Origin of the sequence: Mucilaginibacter sp. UR6-11, from assembly GCF_020880695.1 — a bacterium.
In the GTDB taxonomy this organism is placed as follows: domain Bacteria; phylum Bacteroidota; class Bacteroidia; order Sphingobacteriales; family Sphingobacteriaceae; genus Mucilaginibacter.
On record NZ_JAJIWO010000004.1, the window covers coordinates 322225 to 340561 of the forward strand.

The 18337-nt window shown below is 41.7% G+C and carries 18 protein-coding genes, 1 tRNA gene and 1 pseudogene; 16 read left to right on the forward strand and 4 right to left on the reverse strand.

The genetic code is table 11. From position 1 onward, the window contains the following. The first annotated feature begins 15 nt into the window (after positions 1-15). From LJ658_RS12310 to LJ658_RS12355, 10 genes are read left to right on the forward strand one after another with little or no spacing between them, the layout of a single operon-like run. Positions 16-1245: a glycosyltransferase gene (locus LJ658_RS12310; RefSeq protein WP_230546813.1), complete on the forward strand. Its 1230-nt coding sequence runs from the start codon at positions 16-18 to the stop codon at positions 1243-1245. Then, complete coding sequence (locus LJ658_RS12315) at positions 1245-2270, forward strand: acyltransferase (protein WP_230546814.1); 1026 nt, start codon at positions 1245-1247, stop codon at positions 2268-2270. The genes LJ658_RS12310 and LJ658_RS12315 overlap by 1 nt, the downstream gene beginning before the upstream one ends. Further along, the gene (locus LJ658_RS12320) at positions 2267-3556 is read left to right on the forward strand and encodes a glycosyltransferase (RefSeq protein WP_230546815.1); all 1290 of its coding nucleotides are present in this window, start codon (positions 2267-2269) and stop codon (positions 3554-3556) included. Before LJ658_RS12315 ends, LJ658_RS12320 begins: the two co-directional genes overlap by 4 nt. Continuing rightward, entirely contained in the window at positions 3547-4689 is a 1143-nt protein-coding gene (locus tag LJ658_RS12325) for a glycosyltransferase family 4 protein (RefSeq protein ID WP_230546816.1), read from the forward strand. Before LJ658_RS12320 ends, LJ658_RS12325 begins: the two co-directional genes overlap by 10 nt. Then, on the forward strand, positions 4686-6089 hold the full coding sequence (locus LJ658_RS12330; protein ID WP_230546817.1) for an exosortase Y-associated Wzy-like protein: 1404 nt from the start codon (positions 4686-4688) through the stop codon (positions 6087-6089). Before LJ658_RS12325 ends, LJ658_RS12330 begins: the two co-directional genes overlap by 4 nt. Continuing rightward, positions 6086-7228, forward strand: coding sequence for an XrtY-associated glycosyltransferase XYAG1 (locus LJ658_RS12335; RefSeq protein ID WP_230546818.1), 1143 nt, complete (start codon positions 6086-6088; stop codon positions 7226-7228). The genes LJ658_RS12330 and LJ658_RS12335 overlap by 4 nt, the downstream gene beginning before the upstream one ends. Then, positions 7215-7835, forward strand: coding sequence for a bifunctional 2-polyprenyl-6-hydroxyphenol methylase/3-demethylubiquinol 3-O-methyltransferase UbiG (locus LJ658_RS12340; RefSeq protein WP_230546819.1), 621 nt, complete (start codon positions 7215-7217; stop codon positions 7833-7835). Before LJ658_RS12335 ends, LJ658_RS12340 begins: the two co-directional genes overlap by 14 nt. Then, complete coding sequence (locus LJ658_RS12345; RefSeq protein WP_230546820.1) at positions 7832-8695, forward strand: glycosyltransferase family 2 protein; 864 nt, start codon at positions 7832-7834, stop codon at positions 8693-8695. Before LJ658_RS12340 ends, LJ658_RS12345 begins: the two co-directional genes overlap by 4 nt. Next, positions 8682-9248 carry an exosortase Y gene (gene xrtY, locus LJ658_RS12350; protein ID WP_230546821.1) on the forward strand — a complete coding sequence of 189 codons (567 nt, stop codon included), beginning with the start codon at positions 8682-8684 and terminating at the stop codon, positions 9246-9248. The genes LJ658_RS12345 and xrtY overlap by 14 nt, the downstream gene beginning before the upstream one ends. Then, entirely contained in the window at positions 9229-9780 is a 552-nt protein-coding gene (locus tag LJ658_RS12355) for a WcaF family extracellular polysaccharide biosynthesis acetyltransferase (protein WP_230546822.1), read from the forward strand. The genes xrtY and LJ658_RS12355 overlap by 20 nt, the downstream gene beginning before the upstream one ends. A 38-nt stretch (positions 9781-9818) precedes the next feature. Here LJ658_RS12355 and obgE read toward each other — a convergent pair whose 3' ends face one another. The 4 genes from obgE to LJ658_RS12375 all read right to left on the reverse strand — a co-directional run bounded on the left by obgE (position 9819) and on the right by LJ658_RS12375 (position 12147). Then, positions 9819-10820, reverse strand: coding sequence for a GTPase ObgE (gene obgE, locus LJ658_RS12360; protein ID WP_230546823.1), 1002 nt, complete (start codon positions 10818-10820; stop codon positions 9819-9821). A 78-nt stretch (positions 10821-10898) separates the two neighbouring features. Further along, the gene (locus LJ658_RS12365; protein ID WP_230546824.1) at positions 10899-11471 is read right to left on the reverse strand and encodes an adenylate kinase; all 573 of its coding nucleotides are present in this window, start codon (positions 11469-11471) and stop codon (positions 10899-10901) included. 57 nt (positions 11472-11528) lie between these two features. Continuing rightward, a tRNA-Arg gene (locus LJ658_RS12370) sits at positions 11529-11602 on the reverse strand. An 83-nt stretch (positions 11603-11685) separates the two neighbouring features. Next, entirely contained in the window at positions 11686-12147 is a 462-nt protein-coding gene (locus LJ658_RS12375; protein ID WP_230546825.1) for a redoxin domain-containing protein, read from the reverse strand. Between the two features lie 127 nt (positions 12148-12274). Here LJ658_RS12375 and LJ658_RS12380 point away from each other — a divergent pair. The 6 genes and pseudogenes from LJ658_RS12380 to atpD all read left to right on the forward strand — a co-directional run bounded on the left by LJ658_RS12380 (position 12275) and on the right by atpD (position 18268). Continuing rightward, a pseudogene (locus tag LJ658_RS12380) lies at positions 12275-12657 on the forward strand (DUF2809 domain-containing protein). Next, positions 12635-13117, forward strand: a complete 483-nt coding sequence (locus LJ658_RS12385; protein ID WP_230546826.1) for a hypothetical protein — start codon at positions 12635-12637, stop codon at positions 13115-13117. Before LJ658_RS12380 ends, LJ658_RS12385 begins: the two are co-directional and overlap by 23 nt. Then, complete coding sequence (locus LJ658_RS12390) at positions 13114-13872, forward strand: oxygenase MpaB family protein (protein WP_230546827.1); 759 nt, start codon at positions 13114-13116, stop codon at positions 13870-13872. The genes LJ658_RS12385 and LJ658_RS12390 overlap by 4 nt, the downstream gene beginning before the upstream one ends. 52 nt (positions 13873-13924) lie before the next feature. After that, positions 13925-15502: a TlpA disulfide reductase family protein gene (locus LJ658_RS12395; protein ID WP_230546828.1), complete on the forward strand. Its 1578-nt coding sequence runs from the start codon at positions 13925-13927 to the stop codon at positions 15500-15502. A 39-nt stretch (positions 15503-15541) separates the two neighbouring features. After that, a complete protein-coding gene (locus LJ658_RS12400; protein ID WP_230546829.1) occupies positions 15542-16528 on the forward strand; it encodes an NAD(P)H-quinone oxidoreductase in 987 nt (328 codons plus the stop codon). 234 nt (positions 16529-16762) lie between these two features. After that, on the forward strand, positions 16763-18268 hold the full coding sequence (gene atpD, locus LJ658_RS12405; RefSeq protein WP_230546830.1) for a F0F1 ATP synthase subunit beta: 1506 nt from the start codon (positions 16763-16765) through the stop codon (positions 18266-18268). The last annotated feature ends 69 nt before the right edge of the window (positions 18269-18337 follow it).

The window sequence follows — 18337 nt, forward strand, 5'->3', positions numbered from 1 at the left end:
CAGAAAAGCTACGACATGGCATCACAAAAAGTAGTTTTAATATCCTCAGGACAGCCCTCGCTTAATCCGCGACTGATTAAAGAAGCCGATAGCTTATGTGATGCCGGATATGACGTTACGGTGCTATACGCCTACTGGAATGACTGGGGAACGGTTTTCGACCGGCAGCTTATCCCGCTTAAAAAGTGGAAAGCGGTGCGAATTGCCGGTGATCCGCAGCAACAAAAATCAACCTACTTATTCAGCAAAATTACTCATCGCGCGGCAAAGTACATTAACCGGGTAACCGGGGGAAAATTGTTTACAAATATTGCCATAGCCCGATCGGCCGGCTTGCTGAAAGAAGCGGCAAAAAAACACAGAGCCGATTTATACATCGCCCATAATTTGGGGGCATTGCCCTCAGCTGCCAGCGCGGCTAAACTATACAATAAAGTATGTGGTTTTGACGCCGAGGATTTTCACCGGTATGAAACCAGCGATGACAGTAACAATGCCGAAGTGATGCTTAAAACCAAAATAGAGGACCAATATTTGCCCCAGGTAAACTATTTTACCACAAGCAGCCCGCAAATAGCCGAAGCCTACCAACAACTATATCCCCAATTAAAGCCGGTTGTGTTGTTAAATGTGTTCCCGAAAATTGAAACGGCAACAAAAAAGGTCGAGAAAAAAGGCCCGGTAAAATTGTTTTGGTTTTCGCAAACCATTGGGCCAAACCGCGGCATTGACGATGCTGTAAAAGCCTTACAACTATTAAACAAGACCGACTTCGAGCTCCACTTATTGGGAAAGCTGCCGCCGGGCAGCGAAAAGTTTATCAGCAGCCTGATTGACAGCGATATCAACCTGCAGATCCATAATCCGGTACCGCCGGATGAGCTTGCAGGCTTTGCATCTCAGTTTGATATTGGCCTTGCGCTTGAGCCCGGGTTCAGTATCAATAATAACATCGCGCTCAGTAATAAATTATTCACTTATATGCAGGCCGGTTTAGCTATTGTTGCAAGTGATACCACGGCCCAGCATGACTTTATGACTAAAAACGCAACCATTGGCCACGTCTATCCGAAAGGAGACGTAGGGGTTATGGCCGCTATACTGCGCAATTATCATCAACATAGCGCACAGCTTGCCAACGCTCAAAACGAAGCCTTGCGCCTGGCGAAACAACAATATAACTGGGAGACCGAGGGCCTTAAGTTTTTAGCAATAGTGAAACAAACCTTATTACAGCAAAAATAATGCAGCAAAAGCAATCAAACAAATGGTTTTATGGGGTTGACAGCATAAGGTTTGTGCTGGCCTTTGTAGTAATGTTGTCGCATTTTGATAATGTGTATGCCGAAACCTTAAAAACATCCGCTCATTTCCCCTTAAAGGTCCTGGGTGCGTTTTTAGCCAATGCTTTTGATGGCACCTCGGCTGTTATTGCATTCTTTATTATTTCGGGATTTGTTATTCATTATCCCTGCAAAAACGGTATCGACAATACGTTCCAGTTTTGGATAAGGCGTTTCCTGAGGATACTGATACCGCTGGCTGTTATACTTTCAGTTGGGATGGCTTTTGATCATCCCGAGAAAACAGTCACCTGGAGCTTATATTGTGAACTGATATACTATGCTCTATACCCCCTGTTGTTAAAGATCAACCTGCGCTGGAAGATGAAATTTATAGCAGCCTGGTGCATTGCAGCAGTTTTTATTGGTGTTGGGTCTTTCCATGATATACAGGCATTTTTTAAACAAACCGATAATCATTATCACGGTTATTACTGGCAATTTGGCAATTATCTTACCTGGCTGGTTGGCCTGCCGTGCTGGCTGCTGGGCGTATTAATAGCCGAAAATATAGATAAGCTAAAAACAATAACTACCGGCAAAATTATAGTGTACAGATTATCGGTGTATGCAATAAGTTGCATCTTATGCATTGCTAAATTTCACCTGCATCTTAGTTATATATTGTCGATGAATGTTTTCGCGCTGTTGCTATACAAATGGATACAGGCCGAGATAGTTTATTATAAAAACAAACCGGCTAACAGCTTACTTGAAAAAATGGGAAAATTCTCGTATTCCTTATACTTATGCCATCCGGTTGTGTTTTTGCTGCTGAAACGATACCTGGTGTTTAACAATTTCACCTATCCGTTATTTGTTTTGTTAACTATTTTATCGGCATATCTTTTTTACCTGTTAATTGAGCGACCGTCGCACCGATTGGCAAGGCGTATCAACAATAGATATTTTTTAACTACAAATTGAAACGGGTACTCATTATTTCGCCTTATTTCCCTCCGTCAAACACGCCCGACATGCAACGGGTTAGGATGAGCCTGCCCTATTTCGAGCAATATGGCTGGGAGGCTGAGGTAGTAACAGTAGCGCCGGTTTATTCTGATATGCAAAAAGACGAATTGCTGCTTGAAACCGTGCCATCAAACATTAAAGTCCATGTGGTAAAGGCGTTTGAAAAAAAGCGCACCGCGAGATTTGGTTTCGGGAATATCGCGTTTCGTTCTTCTCCTTTTTATAAAAGAAAAGTTAATGAGTTGTTAACCGAAAAGAAATATGACTTGATCTATTTTTCAACCACACAATTTGCCATATGCGTTTTGGGTGCCTATTGGAAAAAAAGGTTTGGCGTACCTTATGTAATAGACATGCAGGACCCCTGGCACTCCGACTATTACCGTGATAAGCCCAAACATCAGCAACCGCCTAAATATTGGTTGTCTTATCGGCTAAACAAGTACCTGGAGCCTATAGCGCTAAAAAAAGCCGACGGCTTGATAAGCGTTTCTGAAAGTTACATCGCCGATCTTAAAAACCGTTATCCTGCGATAAAAAACATCCCCGCGGCTACGATAACTTTTGGCAGTTTTGAGCCGGACCTGGATATTGCCATTAAAAACAGCAAGCGGTTTTCCGGCCTGCTCCGGCCCGGGCTTACTAACCTGGTTTATATCGGCCGCGGCGGCCTTGATATGCACAGCGCGGTACAACCGTTGTTTAAAGCCCTGAAGCAGGGGCTTACATCAAACCCGGATCTGTTTACACAACTTAAATTATATTTTATTGGCACCAGTTATGCGCCAAAAGGTAAAAGCATGCCTACCATAATGCCATTAGCCCGGCAGATGGGCATAGCTGATCATGTTATTGAAATAACCGATAGGATAAGCTATTTCGAAGCGCTGGCCACCTTACAACAAGCCGATGGCCTATTTATACCGGGATCTGATGACCCTAAATACACGGCATCCAAGATATATCCCTATCTGATGGCCCGGAAGCCGTTGCTGGCTATTTTTAATTCGCACAGCCCCGCCCTGCAGGTCCTGAAAGATTATGATGTCCCGAATGTTTACAGCTATGATGATACTGACGGACTGGATAATTATATTTCTGATTTTTTAAAATTGCTAGCTGAAAAGAAAATTGAGGCACCCGTTTATAATGCTGCGGGGGTTGAAAAATACTCGGCCCAAAATATTACAAAAAAACAATGCGATCTGTTTAACCAGGTTTTAACCGGCATATGCGTTTAGCAATTATAACTACCCATCCTATTCAATACTATGCGCCGGTATTTAAATTATTGGCGCAAAAAATTGATTTGATGGTTTTTTACACCTGGGGTGAAGCATCAATGGCTAAACACGATCCGGGTTTTGGCCGGACCATAAAATGGGATATTGATTTATTGGACGGCTATAACTATCAATGGGTAAACAATAAGGCGCGTGATCCGGGCACCCATCATTTTATTGGTATTGACAACCCCGACTTAATCAGCCAGATAACCAACTGGCAGCCGGATGAGCTATTGGTTTATGGCTGGGCCTTTAAAAGCCATTTAAGTACAATGCGGCATTTTAAAAATAAAATACCCGTGCTTTTTCGGGGCGATTCAACCTTGCTGGATGAGAAACCGGGCTTCAAAAACCTGCTGCGTGCTTTTTATTTAAGATGGGTTTACAAATATATTGACTATGCTTTGTATACCGGCACAAACAATAAAGCCTATTTTAAAAAATATGGCCTTAGTGAAAAACAACTGATTTTTGTACCGCACTCTGTTGATAATGAAAGATTTGCCAACCAACGGACAAATGAAGTTGCCGCGTTAAAACAACAGCTTAACATTAGCCATGACGACCTTATCGTACTTTTTGCCGGTAAGCTGGAGAAAAAAAAAGACCCCGAGGCATTGTTAAGATCGTTTATTAACTTAGCTGCACCGGGCGTGCATTTATTATTTGTTGGAAATGGCTTTTTAGAAAAATCACTAAAAGAACGGGCCGCGCGGTCCGAAAATATTCACTTTATGGATTTTCAAAACCAAAACATTATGCCGGTAGTTTATCAGGCTTGCGATATATTTTGTCTGCCCTCGGCTGGGCCAGGTGAAACCTGGGGACTGGCAGTTAATGAGGCTATGGCTTGCGCTAAAGCGATACTGGCATCTGATAAAGTTGGCTGCGCGGTGGATCTGGTAAACAATGAGGTTAACGGTTGTATACATGAAGCTAATTCAGAAGTAAGCTTGTCTGAAAAATTGAGCCTGCTAATTTACAAGACCAAACAAGAACTCTCAGCGATGGGGCTGAAATCAGCGCAATTCATCAAAAACTGGGACATCAATATTCAGGCGGATAATATTGTTAACTATAAGAGATGAAAGAAAACGGCCCGGCATTTATGCGATATCTGATATTATACCTGCCCTGGGTATTATCATTGCTGTTTGCCAAAGATCCAATTGTTTCATACTTTATCGCCTGGCTGGGTTCTTTTTTTATCTTTTTTATCTGCTATTCGGGCTGGATAAAACCATTGCCAACAGACCGCACTATTGGTGAGCAATTAATGCGCCCCATATTTTTGGTGCAGATTATTTTTATAGGTTACATGGCCTGTAGCTCCATTTTCTATTTTCTAAACCTTTTGGGGGTAAATGATCTTTCAGGAGCGGGTGATTTATTTGCTATAGACTATGAAAAAGTAGCACTTACTGCCGAATGCCAGCGATATTATATTCTAGGTCACGCCGCTTTTGCCACCGGTTTAATCATTTCAATGCGCTATCCGATCGATCACAAATACAAGATTGAAAAGGAAAAGATTGCCAATATATTGTTAATCATAGCACTCATATTTCTTCCCTTAACGGTTTTAGCGTATACCATTAGTGGCCTTGCACAATTTGCTCATCAATTTAATTCATTAAGTTTTATTGCAGGTACGCTGGCTTTGGCCTTTGCTATCCCCCTTAAAAAAGTTTTTAACACGTTATTGTGCCTGCTTTTATATGTGTCTAATTTTTATCAGGCATTAACGTCAGGTTTTAAGGAACCCATCATTGTTAGTGTTTTGGTACTCGGGATTTTTTTATATCCCAATTATAAAAAAATAGTCGTCCTTACCTTTATACCTACATTGTTAATGCTTTTTGTATTATTGCCAACCTTTAATCACATTTTTCGTGAAAATGCCTGGGGAGAAAATGCCTCTGCGAATGATGCTTATAAAATAGCACTGGATGCCACAATTAACAGATCAGATGATGAGAGTAACTGGGGCTTCTTGGTATACCGGCTAAGCGAAGTTGATATGTTCACCGACTTTTTACAATCTACACCCCAGTACATCGATTACTATAATTTTCAGTTGGTACAACAATCTTTGATATCTATAGTACCCAGGGTACTTTGGCCGTCAAAACCCTTTACAGAATCATTAGTAATGGAACGTGTATATAACGCCGGAGTTGCCAGCAGGAGCTCCAATGTCTCCGCCAAGCCGGCGTATCTGGTTGATGGCTATCTGTCAGGTGGGGGATTGGGTGTATTTTTAGCATTATTTATTTATGGCGCAGCAGTACAGTTAATCTCTCAGAAAGCCGAATTTCTCTTCGGCGGGTACGTTATGGGTACCGCATTGATATTTTCGGGCCTGTTTCAAATTTTCTGGCGGGGGTTAAGCTTTGAGTTTTTAGTAAACTCAGTTTTTTGGAGCTATATTACCATGATGGTCATTCATAAAATATTACGGATGAAAAATATTTTAGAAGAAATTTGAAAATATTACAGATAAATGCTTCTTACAAACCGGCTTACATTTATGGTGGCCCTACCATGTCTGTAGCTAAATTAAGTGAACAGTTAACAAAGGCCAATTGCACGGTAACCGTGTTTACTACTACAGCAAATGGTAATACCGAATTGACGGTTAGCCCTGGTATTGAAACACCTGTAGACGGTGTTTCTGTTACCTATTTTAAACGCATAACCAAAGACCATAGTCACCTTTCGCCAGGCTTGTTAATTAGCTTGTGGAAGAATGCGCGAACTTTTGATGTTATCCATATCCATGCCTGGTGGAACCTGGTGTCCGTTTTATCCGCCTGGATCGGTTTAATACGGAAAGTACCTGTGGTTATTTCGCCGCGCGGAACCTTAAGCGCCTATTCGTTTACCAATAAAAACAACCTGATAAAAAAAATCATACATAATTTATTGGGGAAACGTTTATTGAACGGCTCATTTTTGCATGCTACATCTTTGGCCGAGCAACAGGCATTGGCAGAAATTATAAAGCCTCGGGCGATATTTGATATCCCTAATTTTGTAAAAATTATTTCATCATCCCGCAAAAGAAAATCGGGCGGACCGATTTTAAAACTTCTTTTCCTGTCAAGGATTGAAGAAAAAAAAGGTCTTGATATTTTATTACATGCGTTGCCGCTTTTAAATATCCCCTATCATTTAACTATTGCCGGCGATGGGGATGAGAACTATATTAATGTATTAAAGAACATAGCACATTACAACTTAAGTGATGACAATATTAGCTGGATAGGATTTCAAAACGACAGCAAATTTGACGTTTTTACTGATCATGATTTGTTGGTACTGCCTTCATACAATGAAAATTTTGGTAACGTTGTTATTGAAAGCCTTAGCGCAGGCACTGCCGTTTTAATAAGCGGGCAGGTGGGCCTAGCCGACTATGTGGTAAACAACCAGTTGGGCTGGCTATGCCAAACTACGCCACAATCTGTTAGCAATGCCATCAATGATATAGCAATTCAACCAGATAAACTGGCCGACATCAGCCTAAAAGCCCCTGCTATTATTCATCGTGACTTTGACGACGATCAATTAGTTAAAAAGTATATAAATATGTATCAACAAATTATTAATCATGTCAGGCTATAAAGATTACGGATTTAAGGTGGATGCGCCCGCGCATACCATGTCTTATCTGCAGGAGCCCATCCTGGCCATGCTGGATAAAAGCATTAATAAATGCATATTAGACCTGGGCTGTGGTAATGGTTACCTGGTTAACTTTTTAATAGGCAAAGGTTATAATGCCTTTGGCACCGACGCTTCTGCCGAAGGCATAACAATTGCCGGCCAGACAAATGCCGGCAGGTTTTTTCTGCAGGATCTGTCAACCGGAAAATTACCCCCGGAATTACAGGGAAAAGCCTTTGACACCATTTTGTCAACCGAGGTTATTGAACATTTATATGACCCCAGGGGATTTATTGATTTTTGTAAACAGACCATAAATAATAACGGCGAAATAATAATATCCACACCCTACCACGGCTACCTGAAAAACCTGATGTTAAGCCTGTTTAATAAATGGGATACCCATTTAAACCCCATGTGGTATGGCGGGCACATCAAGCTCTGGTCAAGAAAAACTTTGAGCAACGCACTAATTGATGCCGGCTTTACCGACATTAAATTTAAAGGTTGCGGCCGGATACCTTATTTTTGGAAATCAATGATCATAAAAGCCAGATTAAGTTGAGCCCACCCTATTCATTTATAGTTTTAACTTACAACGAAGAGTTGCATCTGCCCCGTTTTTTAAAATCAATTGCGGATTTAAATGCACCGGTTTTTATCATCGACTCAGGTAGTACGGACGCAACTGTAAAAATAGGGGAAGAATTTGGTGCGCAAATTCTTTACAATCGGTTTGAGAACCATCCCACGCAGTGGGATTTTGCGCTTAAAAATTGCCCTGTTCAAACCCCCTGGGTAATTTGCCTGGATGCTGACCAAATGGTGACACCCGAGCTAAGACAGCGCCTGATTAATTTCAAAACCGACGATTTTTCTGATATTAATGGCATTTACTTTAACCGCAAAAATTTTTTTAAGGGCCGTTGGATAAAACATGGTGGCTATTACCCGTTTTATTTATTGAAGATGTTTAAATATGGGGTTGGCTACTCGGATATTACCGAACTTATGGACCATCGCTTTGTTGTACCGGGTAAAACGGTAATCTGGAAAGACGGGTACCTGTTAGAGGAGAACCTGAAAGAGAACAATATCAGTTTCTGGATAGAAAAACATAACCGCTATAGCGACCTGGTTGCAAGGCAGGAAGTTGAGCGCAGGCAATCATCTATAACACAATTGGAACGGCCCGCGTTTTGGGGTTCGCCCAATGAGCGTAAAGCCTGGTTCAAAAAAATATGGTGGAAACTGCCCCGGTATGTGCGCCCCATGCTTTACTTTACACAACGGATGATTTTTCAGCTGGGGATACTTGACGGGCGTACAGGTATTATATTTCACTTTATGCAGGGTTTTTGGTTCAGACTGGTTGTAGATATCAAAATTGATGAAATTTTAAAACAGCAAAATGATACCCGATAAGCAAAATAACCCCCTAAAGTTTGCTGCCTGGTTCATTGGCTTATTTTTGTTATTTTATTATTTTAATATCGCGTTTTTTGGCATTACCAGTCCCGGTAAATTATACAGCCCTTTTTTGGCCGGTCATTTAAACTATATATCGGCTTTACGTGGTTTTTTATTAGACAGCAGCGCATTTATTTTACGGCGCCTAGGATATATTACAATAACCAATAATCACCAGTTACTGGTGGCCGGGCATGGGGTTATCGTGTTGGTTTATACCTGCCTGGGGTTGGGTGTTTTAAGTTTTTTTGCGGCATTTGTGCTGGCCTTTCCCAAACCGTTAAAAGCAAAAATCATTTTCCTGCTAACGGGTATAGTAGCTATCGAGTTTTTAAACGTGATAAGATTTGTTTTACTTGCTTTGTTTTGGAATAAAAATGCAAACAGAGAAATAGATCATCATACGATTTTTAATATATCAATCTATTTTATTATCAGTATAAGCCTTTACTTTTGGGTAAAAAATGACGCTTCCGTAAAAAACCAGCATGCAAAAAACCGATCTTGAATCTTATAACAACTTTCCTTACCACCCGGGCGGCAGTGCTGTTAAAAGAATTTTATGGTACTATATAAACGGCTTTGTATTTAAAACCAGCCTCTTTCCTGTTTATGGGATAAAAGTTGCGCTGTTGCGTTTATTCGGCGCCAAAATTGGCCGGCGGGTCGAGGTCAAGCCCTGTGTCAACATCAAATATCCCTGGTTGCTAACCATAGGCGACGAGGTATGGATTGGTGAAGATGTCTGGATAGATAACCTGGTAGAGGTGACTATAGGTAGTAACGTATGTCTCTCGCAGGGCGCGGTAATATTAACCGGCAGCCACAATTATAAAAAGACATCTTTTAATTTAATAACGGGTAACGTAGTAATCGAAGATGGCGTGTGGGTAGGTGCAAAAGCTATAGTTACACAGGGCATCATCCTGGCGTCGCACGCAGTGCTTACTGCCGGCTCTGTAGCTACCAAAAATTTAGAAAATTATTGCATTTACCAGGGTAACCCTGCAGTGAAGGTCCGCGAACGCGAAATCAGCTAGTCTGCTGTTTCGGAATTACCCGGTTATACCAGACTCCTCTATTGATTATTGATCTCTTTCCAAAGCAGATCCTTCAATTCCATAATATTTTTCTGGGCTATTGATGAGATAAAAATCGACGGGATATCCGTTGGCAACTGCTGTTTCATCTCTTCCATCAGTTCATCATCCAGCATATCAGATTTGGTAACCGCTAATACCCGGGGTTTGTGCATTAACTCGGGATTATATTCGTTAAGCTCATTTAGTAAAATGCTGTATTCCTGCTGTATGGTACGGGTAGTATCCGCCGGGACCATAAATAGTAATACTGCGTTACGCTCGATATGTTTCAGAAAGCGGATACCCAGCCCCTTCCCTTTTGACGCGCCTTCAATAATACCCGGTATATCAGCCATAACAAACGATCTGTTGTTACGGTAAGCCACTATACCCAAATTAGGTACCAGCGTTGTAAAGGCATAATCTGCTATTTCAGGCTTGGCTGCCGACACTACCGAAAGCAAGGTTGATTTACCCGCATTGGGGAACCCTACCAAACCAACATCCGCCAATATTTTCAACTCTAAAATGTTCCACACTTCCTTGCCGTCTTCGCCGGGTTGTGCAAAGCGCGGAGTTTGGCGGGTTGCGGTTTTAAAGTTAGCGTTGCCCAGGCCTCCCCTGCCACCTTTGGTTAAAATTTGGGTTTCGCCATCGGTATTAATCTCAAATAATATCTCCCCGGTTTCAGCGTCTCTGGCTATTGTTCCCAGCGGGACTTCCAGAATCTCGTCGCGGCCGGTTTTACCGGTACTTAATGAGCTGCTGCCCGATTCACCATCGCCGGCAATTACATGCTTACGGAATTTAAGGTGTAGTAATGTCCAAAGCTGCGCGTTACCTTTTACAATAACATGCCCTCCGCGGCCGCCATCGCCGCCATCAGGGCCTCCGGTTGCGGTATGTTTATCACGGTGCAAATGCGATGACCCGGCTCCGCCATGGCCTGAGCGACAGCAAATTTTAACGTAATCAACAAAATTTGAACCTTGAGACATAGAGATCGTATTTATAGTCCGAAAGCCGGAGAGTTAGAAAGTCTGAAAGCCCTACTGATGGTCTTTCGGACTATAAAACTAATAAGAAGCAATAACGTGGTCAATAGCGGCAAAAATTTCGTCTATTGATCCCATTCCGTTGATGCTTGTAAATTTGTGCTGGTCTTTATAAAAACCGGCAACAGGTGCGGTTTTATCATTATATTCTTTTACCCGCTTGCGGATAATTTCCGGATTGGCATCATCAGGGCGGCCAGAGTCTTTGCCTCTTAATAAGAGCCTATGTTCTAACTCGGTATCATTAACCTGTAAAGCAATCATGCCTGATATAGCCGACTGTTTGCTTTTAAGCAGTTCGTCTAAAGCTTCAGCTTGTGCTACTGTACGCGGAAAACCATCAAAAATAAAGCCTTTGGCCGTTTTATTTGCGTCAAGCTTATTGCTTATCATGCCTATTACTACCGCATCCGGCACCAATAAGCCTTCGTCCATTAGCTTTTTTGCCTCTAAACCCAGTTCAGTTCCCTGTGAAATTTCGCCGCGCAGAAGGTCGCCGGTTGACAAATGGATCAGACCGTATTTTTCGATAAGTTTTTGTGATTGAGTACCTTTCCCAGCTCCTGGCGGGCCAAATAACACTAAGTTGAGCATGTGCGTCTATCAAATTAAAAGCCTTCCGGTAGTACACAGAAAGGCTTCATTTATTAGTGCACTTGAAGGGAGTCGAACCCCTAACCTCCTGATCCGTAGTCAGGTGCTCTATCCAATTGAGCTACAAGTGCAGTATTCTATTTTGAATATCCGCTTTTTTTAACGGACTGCAAAAATAGGATTTCTTTTTTAAAGTGTAGAAAATATTTGAAAATTACTTTACTTTCTCTGCAATTGCCGCAAAATCAGGCAATTCTCCGGCCGATTCTAATACTTCTGCATAAATAATACGCTGTTCTTCATCAATTACAAAGGCTGCTCTTTTAGACACGCCTCTCAATCCAAATACAAATTCATCGTATATCGCCCCATAAGCTGTTGACACTTCTTTGTTAAAATCAGACAGCAGATCAAACGGATATTTATTCTCCTCTTTAAACTTAGCCAGCGTAAAGGGCGAATCGACAGAGATCCCCAATATAACAGCATTTAAACCATCATAGTAACCAAAACTATCGCGCATGGTACAAAGCTGTGTGGTGCACACCCCTGTAAAAGCCATCGGGAAAAAGTGAATAACCACCTTACGCCCTTTAAAATCGGCTAGTGAAACCGCTGTCAGAGACGATGAAAATAAAGTAAACTGTGGTGCCGACTGGCCAATTGCTAATGACATATGCTGATTTATTTTCTGCAAAGAAATGATATTATATATTAACATTCAAAATCTGCGGGTAATAATTACCGGACAGGTTGCAGATCTAAACAATTATCATTTACTTTGCAATACAAAGTACTTTTAAATGATATTTAATCAATCGTATTTCTCATTCGCGCTATTACTTTTTATCACAGAGGTTTTAATAGCCCGCTGCCTGCACGACGCTTTTATACGCCCTTACGGAGGGGACTTCCTGGTAGTGATACTGATCTATTGCTTCATAAAAACTTTTATTAATACCCCTGCTGTTAAACTGCACTATATGTGCTGCTGTTCTCGTACCTGGTTGAAGTATCACAATATTTTAAGCTGGTCAATTTACTGGGCTGGGGGCGTTCAAAATTCGCGGCGATAATAATGGGCACCTCGTTCTCCTTTATTGATCTGTTAACTTACACGTTGGGCATAGCAGTGGTAATTATTATTGAGAAAGTTATTAATCATGGACAATCAGCAAAAAGATAAATTATCACATCGAATACGCTTCTGCATCCGGATAGTGATAGCGGGTTTGTTTTTAAGCGGCGTTACCGCCTTCCCTATCGAAACCGAACTGGCAACACTGGTCAGGCATCAATGCGCAATTAACGATATGAGTATATGGCTCAATAAAGTTTATCAGGCGGTTGAACTAACTAACACTAATTATCCGTTTTTAAGTTATGGTACAGACTGGCTGGCCTTTGCACATTTAATGTTGGCTATCCTTTTTATTGGCCCGCTAAAAGATCCGGTTAAAAACATTTGGGTAATTGAATTTGGGCTGATAGCCAGCGTAATGATCTTCCCGTTAGCATTTATTGCAGGTGGCATACGGGGTATTCCATTTTTTTGGACCATGATCGATTGTTCATTCGGCGTAGTGACTTTGGCGTTGCTATTATATTGTTACCGGGCTGTTATTAAGTTAAGGAAATTACAATGAAATATTTTGTAAAACAAGATTCTATCGTCCGTCAGATATGGGGCAGGGCCGATACAACCCTGTTTATTTTTGCCGGGTCGGCCGCCGAATTTGCTTTAAATAAGGCGGTAGACTGGCTATATTTTACCGGCAGACTCCCGGCTGATCCATTGGGACGGCTATTTTCGACTGTGACCTATGCCCGTGAAATTATTTTTGCCGAAGAGGAAGCGGCGCTTAAATCAATTGATAAAATCACAGTCATTCATAAAGGGGTTGAGCAAAATCGCGGTGCGCGGATACCTGACTGGGCTTATCGTGATGTTTTATTTATGCTGATAGACTACAGTATCCGGTCGTTTGAATTGTTGGATCGCCCGCTCACTTATGCCGAAAAGGTGGAGGTGTTTGACGTGTTTTACCGGGTTGGCATCAGGATGCGCTTAACCGGCCTGCCGCATACTTTTACCGGGTGGCTACCCGCCCGCCGGGAACATTTACAGCAGGATCTGGTCAATAGTACTTATACCTATCACCTGTATCAGCAATACAAAAAACATTTGGGGCCGCTCAGATACCTTTTATTAATTAAAGTTCAGTTGCTACTTGTACCCGAAACGGTAAGTAATTTACTGGCCCTGGGTAAACCAGGGTGGATCAATCCGGCACTAAAATTTTATAAACTTTTAAGACGGTTTAAAGCCGAAGGCTTTTTAAGAAATGCCCTGCTGCCTGCTGATTATAAGGTACAGATAAAGCAGTTGGATAAATATTGATTTTAAAAATTAAAATTATATCTTCAACTTAAAATTCCAAACCTTACACTAAATGAAAAAGTTAATTACGGCTATCGCCCTATTACAGCTTTGTACCACGCTAATTTGGGCTCAAAACACAACCATAAAAGTTATTGTGGCGCACGTTTCAAGCCCTAAATACTTTTATATTTTGCATACCCTCCCCTTAAAACAAGAATTTACAACGAAGACTTATCAAGTTGACACTGTAACTAAAACCTTGACGGCTACCATAAATCTTACTTTAGATAAGCCAACAAGTTTTACACTTTATTTTAACAATGGAGACGATAAATCAGGCCCGTCTGCATATAGGTTTAGCCTTTCTCCCGGATATAACCTTACGTTTAAAGCTAACTTAGCAAAGCCTGATAAAGGTATTGAGGTTACCGGCAAGGGCAGTGAAGATAATCAACCTTTACCTATAAGCGTATACGCAAAAGCCGACGCCTTTTATGGTGATACACTGCCTAATCGCATTACTGCATTGATAAACAGCCAGCAGGCTACCAACAAAAAAATACTTAATGATTATATAGCCCGTTATAACCCATCCGCACAATTTAAAAAAGCACAAAATTATAATGTTGATTATTATTCAGCTTATAACTACCTGGCTTTTAAAGAGAATAATAAATATAGACAAGAGCGTGAATACGTTCGGACTAAGCCCTTATGGGATAAGATACAGGATAGTTTGTTTGCTACAGCAAGCGCTAAAGCAAAAGGGCAAAAACCTGACTTCAGTAAAAGTGAATCTGATCTGATCAGCGATTTAAATAACGATGACGCCCTCGTATCAGAGGCTTACCAATTGTTATTGCAAAATATTCTACTACGGAAAAAAGAATGGCTATGGAACGAGTCATCCAACAATCCCGGTATTTTTTTTAAGCAGTGGTATAACGCGGATGAAGAAAGCGGCAGAAAACAGTTTAATGATGATATGGAAAATCTGCTGAAAGAAAAAATAATCAAGGCTTATTTTACAGGCAAATCTGCCGAGTTCCTGTATGCTACGTTATTTACAGAAGCTGAGCACGAAAGCAACCCTAAAAATATCCCCTTAATTTTTAACCGATTTAAAAATGAATTTCCAAAAAGTAAGTATACAGCTAATTTCCAACCCTTTGTAGACGATATTTTAAAAAGAGAGTCGCAAACGATTACTGATAAAATGATCTTTGCGGCAGACAATGGCACTAAATTGACAACGCTAACAGAGGTATTAGCGCTAACAAAGGGAAAAACGGTGCTGGTAGATATGTGGGGAACATGGTGTGGCCCCTGCCGCGAAGAAATTGAAAAAAATTCAAAAGCTGTAAAGGAACATTTTAAAGACAAAGGCTTGAGTTACCTGTATGTGGCCAATTTTGATTCAAACAACGAAAGCACCTGGAAAAAATTGATTACTTATTTTAACCTGGAAGGCACGCATATTTTAGCCAATGACCTGCTTAACAAAGATATAATGACTAAAATAAAGGGAGATGGCTATCCAACCTACTTTATCATCAAAAAAGACGGTACCTACGAGTTATCAAAAGCAGGTTATCCAATGGATAGAAATGTCCTGATTAAACAACTGGAAACTGCCATGAACCAGTAAGCGTTAAAACAATAATAAATTGCCGACAGTTATAGCAACATGAAAGCTGTAATAATTACCCAACCCGGCCCTCCCGGAGTTTTACAAATAGCCGAAAGACCCATACCCGGTTTTACTGCAGATGAAGTATTGATAAAGGTTGCGGCAGCCGGCGTTAACCGGCCCGATGTGGCGCAACGCAAGGGCCATTACCCGCCTCCTGCAGGTGTACCGCAGGATATCCCCGGGCTTGAAATAGCCGGCACCATCACCCAGGTTGGCGGCAACGTTACCCGCTGGAAAGTTGGCGATAAAGTTTGCGCGCTGGTGGCCGGGGGCGGCTATGCCGAATACTGCAATGTACCCGGCGGGCAATGCTTACCTGTCCCGCCTAACTTTACTTTTATTGAAGGCGCATCCCTGCCCGAAACTTTTTTTACGGTATGGAGCAATGTATTTGACCGCGGCAGGCTGCAGCCCGGCGAAACTTTGTTAATACATGGCGGATCAAGCGGTATCGGGGTGGCCGGTATCCAGATGGCGAAAGCCATGGGCAGTAAAGTATATGTAACCGCAGGCAGCGATGAAAAATGCAGGATATGCAAAGAGTTGGGCGCAGATATAGCCATTAACTATAAAACTGCCGATTTTGTAAACGCCATAGATCACCTAACCAATGGCAAAGGCATTGATGTAATACTGGATATGGTTGGCGGCAGCTACACCCCGCGCAACCTGCAGGTATTGGCAGATGATGGCAGGTTGGTAATGATCAACATGATGGAGGGCAAAGATACACAGATCGACCTGTCGGTTATTTTGCGCAAACGGCTAACCATAACCGGCTCTGCGCTGAGGCCGCGCAGTGTGGCATTTAAAAATGATGTAGCGGCATCTTTAGAAAAAAATATATGGCCATTATTGGCCTCAGGACGAATCAAACCCGTGATAAACGCCATTTTCCCCGCCAGTCGCGCTGCCGAGGCTCACGCTTTAATGGAAAGCAGCCAACATACCGGCAAAATAATTTTAAGTTTTGAGGTTTGAGTAAATCACTACAAACACCTAAATATGAACGATTTATATTTTACCAATAGGCTTTTGTAAAATAAACTGCTCTAAGCAATAGTTCGCGCCGCTTTTATTAATGATAAGGGCAAAAAAATCTTACTTTAAGTGTTTTAATATTGTATTATAAACCTTAACTTTGCGCCCTGAAATAGCGCGAAAAGGTTTCAAACTATTTTAACAAAGTATATTTTAAAAAATACCCGGTTATATATGCCCAACATTGGAAAAATATCACGGATCATCGGTCCGGTAGTCGACGTTAGTTTTGCAGAGAATGCACATCTTCCTAAAATTTACAGCGCGTTAGAGATCACTAAAGAAAACGGCCAAAAGGTTGTTTTAGAGGTTCAACAGCATTTAGGCGAAGACCGCGTACGTGCGGTTGCCATGGATTCAACCGATGGTTTATTACGTGGTATGCCCGTTTTAGACTTAGAATCGGCAATTAAAATGCCTGTCGGCGATAATATTAAAGGCCGTGTATTTAACGTGGTTGGTGATGCCATTGATGGTATTGCTAACTTAGATAAAACCAATGGTCGCCCAATACACGCTAACCCTCCGCGTTTCGAAGATCTGTCGACCGAGGCTGAGATATTGTTTACCGGTATTAAAGTTATCGACTTATTAGAGCCTTATGTAAAGGGTGGTAAAATTGGATTATTTGGTGGTGCCGGTGTAGGTAAAACCGTATTGATCCAAGAACTGATCAACAACATCGCGAAAGCGTATGATGGTTTATCAGTATTTGCCGGTGTGGGCGAGCGTACACGTGAAGGTAATGACCTTTTACGTGAGATGCTGGAATCAGGCATTATAAAATATGGTGATGCATTTATGCATTCAATGGAAGAAGGTGGCTGGGATCTGACCAAGATCGACAACGAAGCTTTAAAAGAATCTAAAGCAACCTTCGTTTTCGGACAAATGAACGAGCCTCCTGGTGCACGTGCACGTGTGGCACTTTCCGGTTTAACTATTGCCGAGTATTTCCGCGATGGTGATGCAGATGGCAAGGGCCGTGATATCTTATTCTTTATCGATAACATCTTCCGCTTTACACAAGCCGGATCAGAAGTATCAGCATTATTGGGTCGTATGCCTTCGGCGGTAGGTTACCAGCCCACTCTGGCAACAGAGATGGGTACCATGCAGGAGCGTATTACTTCAACCAAACGCGGATCTATTACATCAGTACAAGCGGTTTACGTACCTGCGGATGATTTGACCGACCCTGCGCCGGCCACAACATTTGCCCACTTAGATGCTACTACGGTATTATCACGTAAAATTGCCGAGCTGGGTATTTATCCTGCGGTGGATCCTTTGGATTCAACTTCACGGATCCTGAGCCCTGCTATCTTAGGTGATGAGCATTACAACACCGCTCAGCGCGTTAAAGAAACTTTACAACGTTACAAAGAGTTACAGGATATCATCGCCATCTTAGGTATGGACGAGTTATCTGAGGAAGATAAATTAGTGGTATCACGCGCACGTCGTGTTCAGCGTTTCTTATCTCAGCCGTTCCACGTAGCCGAGCAGTTTACCGGCTTAAAAGGTGTATTGGTTGATATTAAAGAAACCATAAAAGGCTTTAACATGATCATGGATGGCGAAGTAGATCAATATCCTGAAGCAGCATTTAACCTGGTTGGCAGCATAGAAGAAGCTATCGAAAAAGGTAAAAAATTATTAGAAGAAGCAAATTCTTAAGTTTGTTGTAAGTTATAGGTTGTAAGTTGCAAAACTTATAACCTATAACTTACACCTTACAACATACAA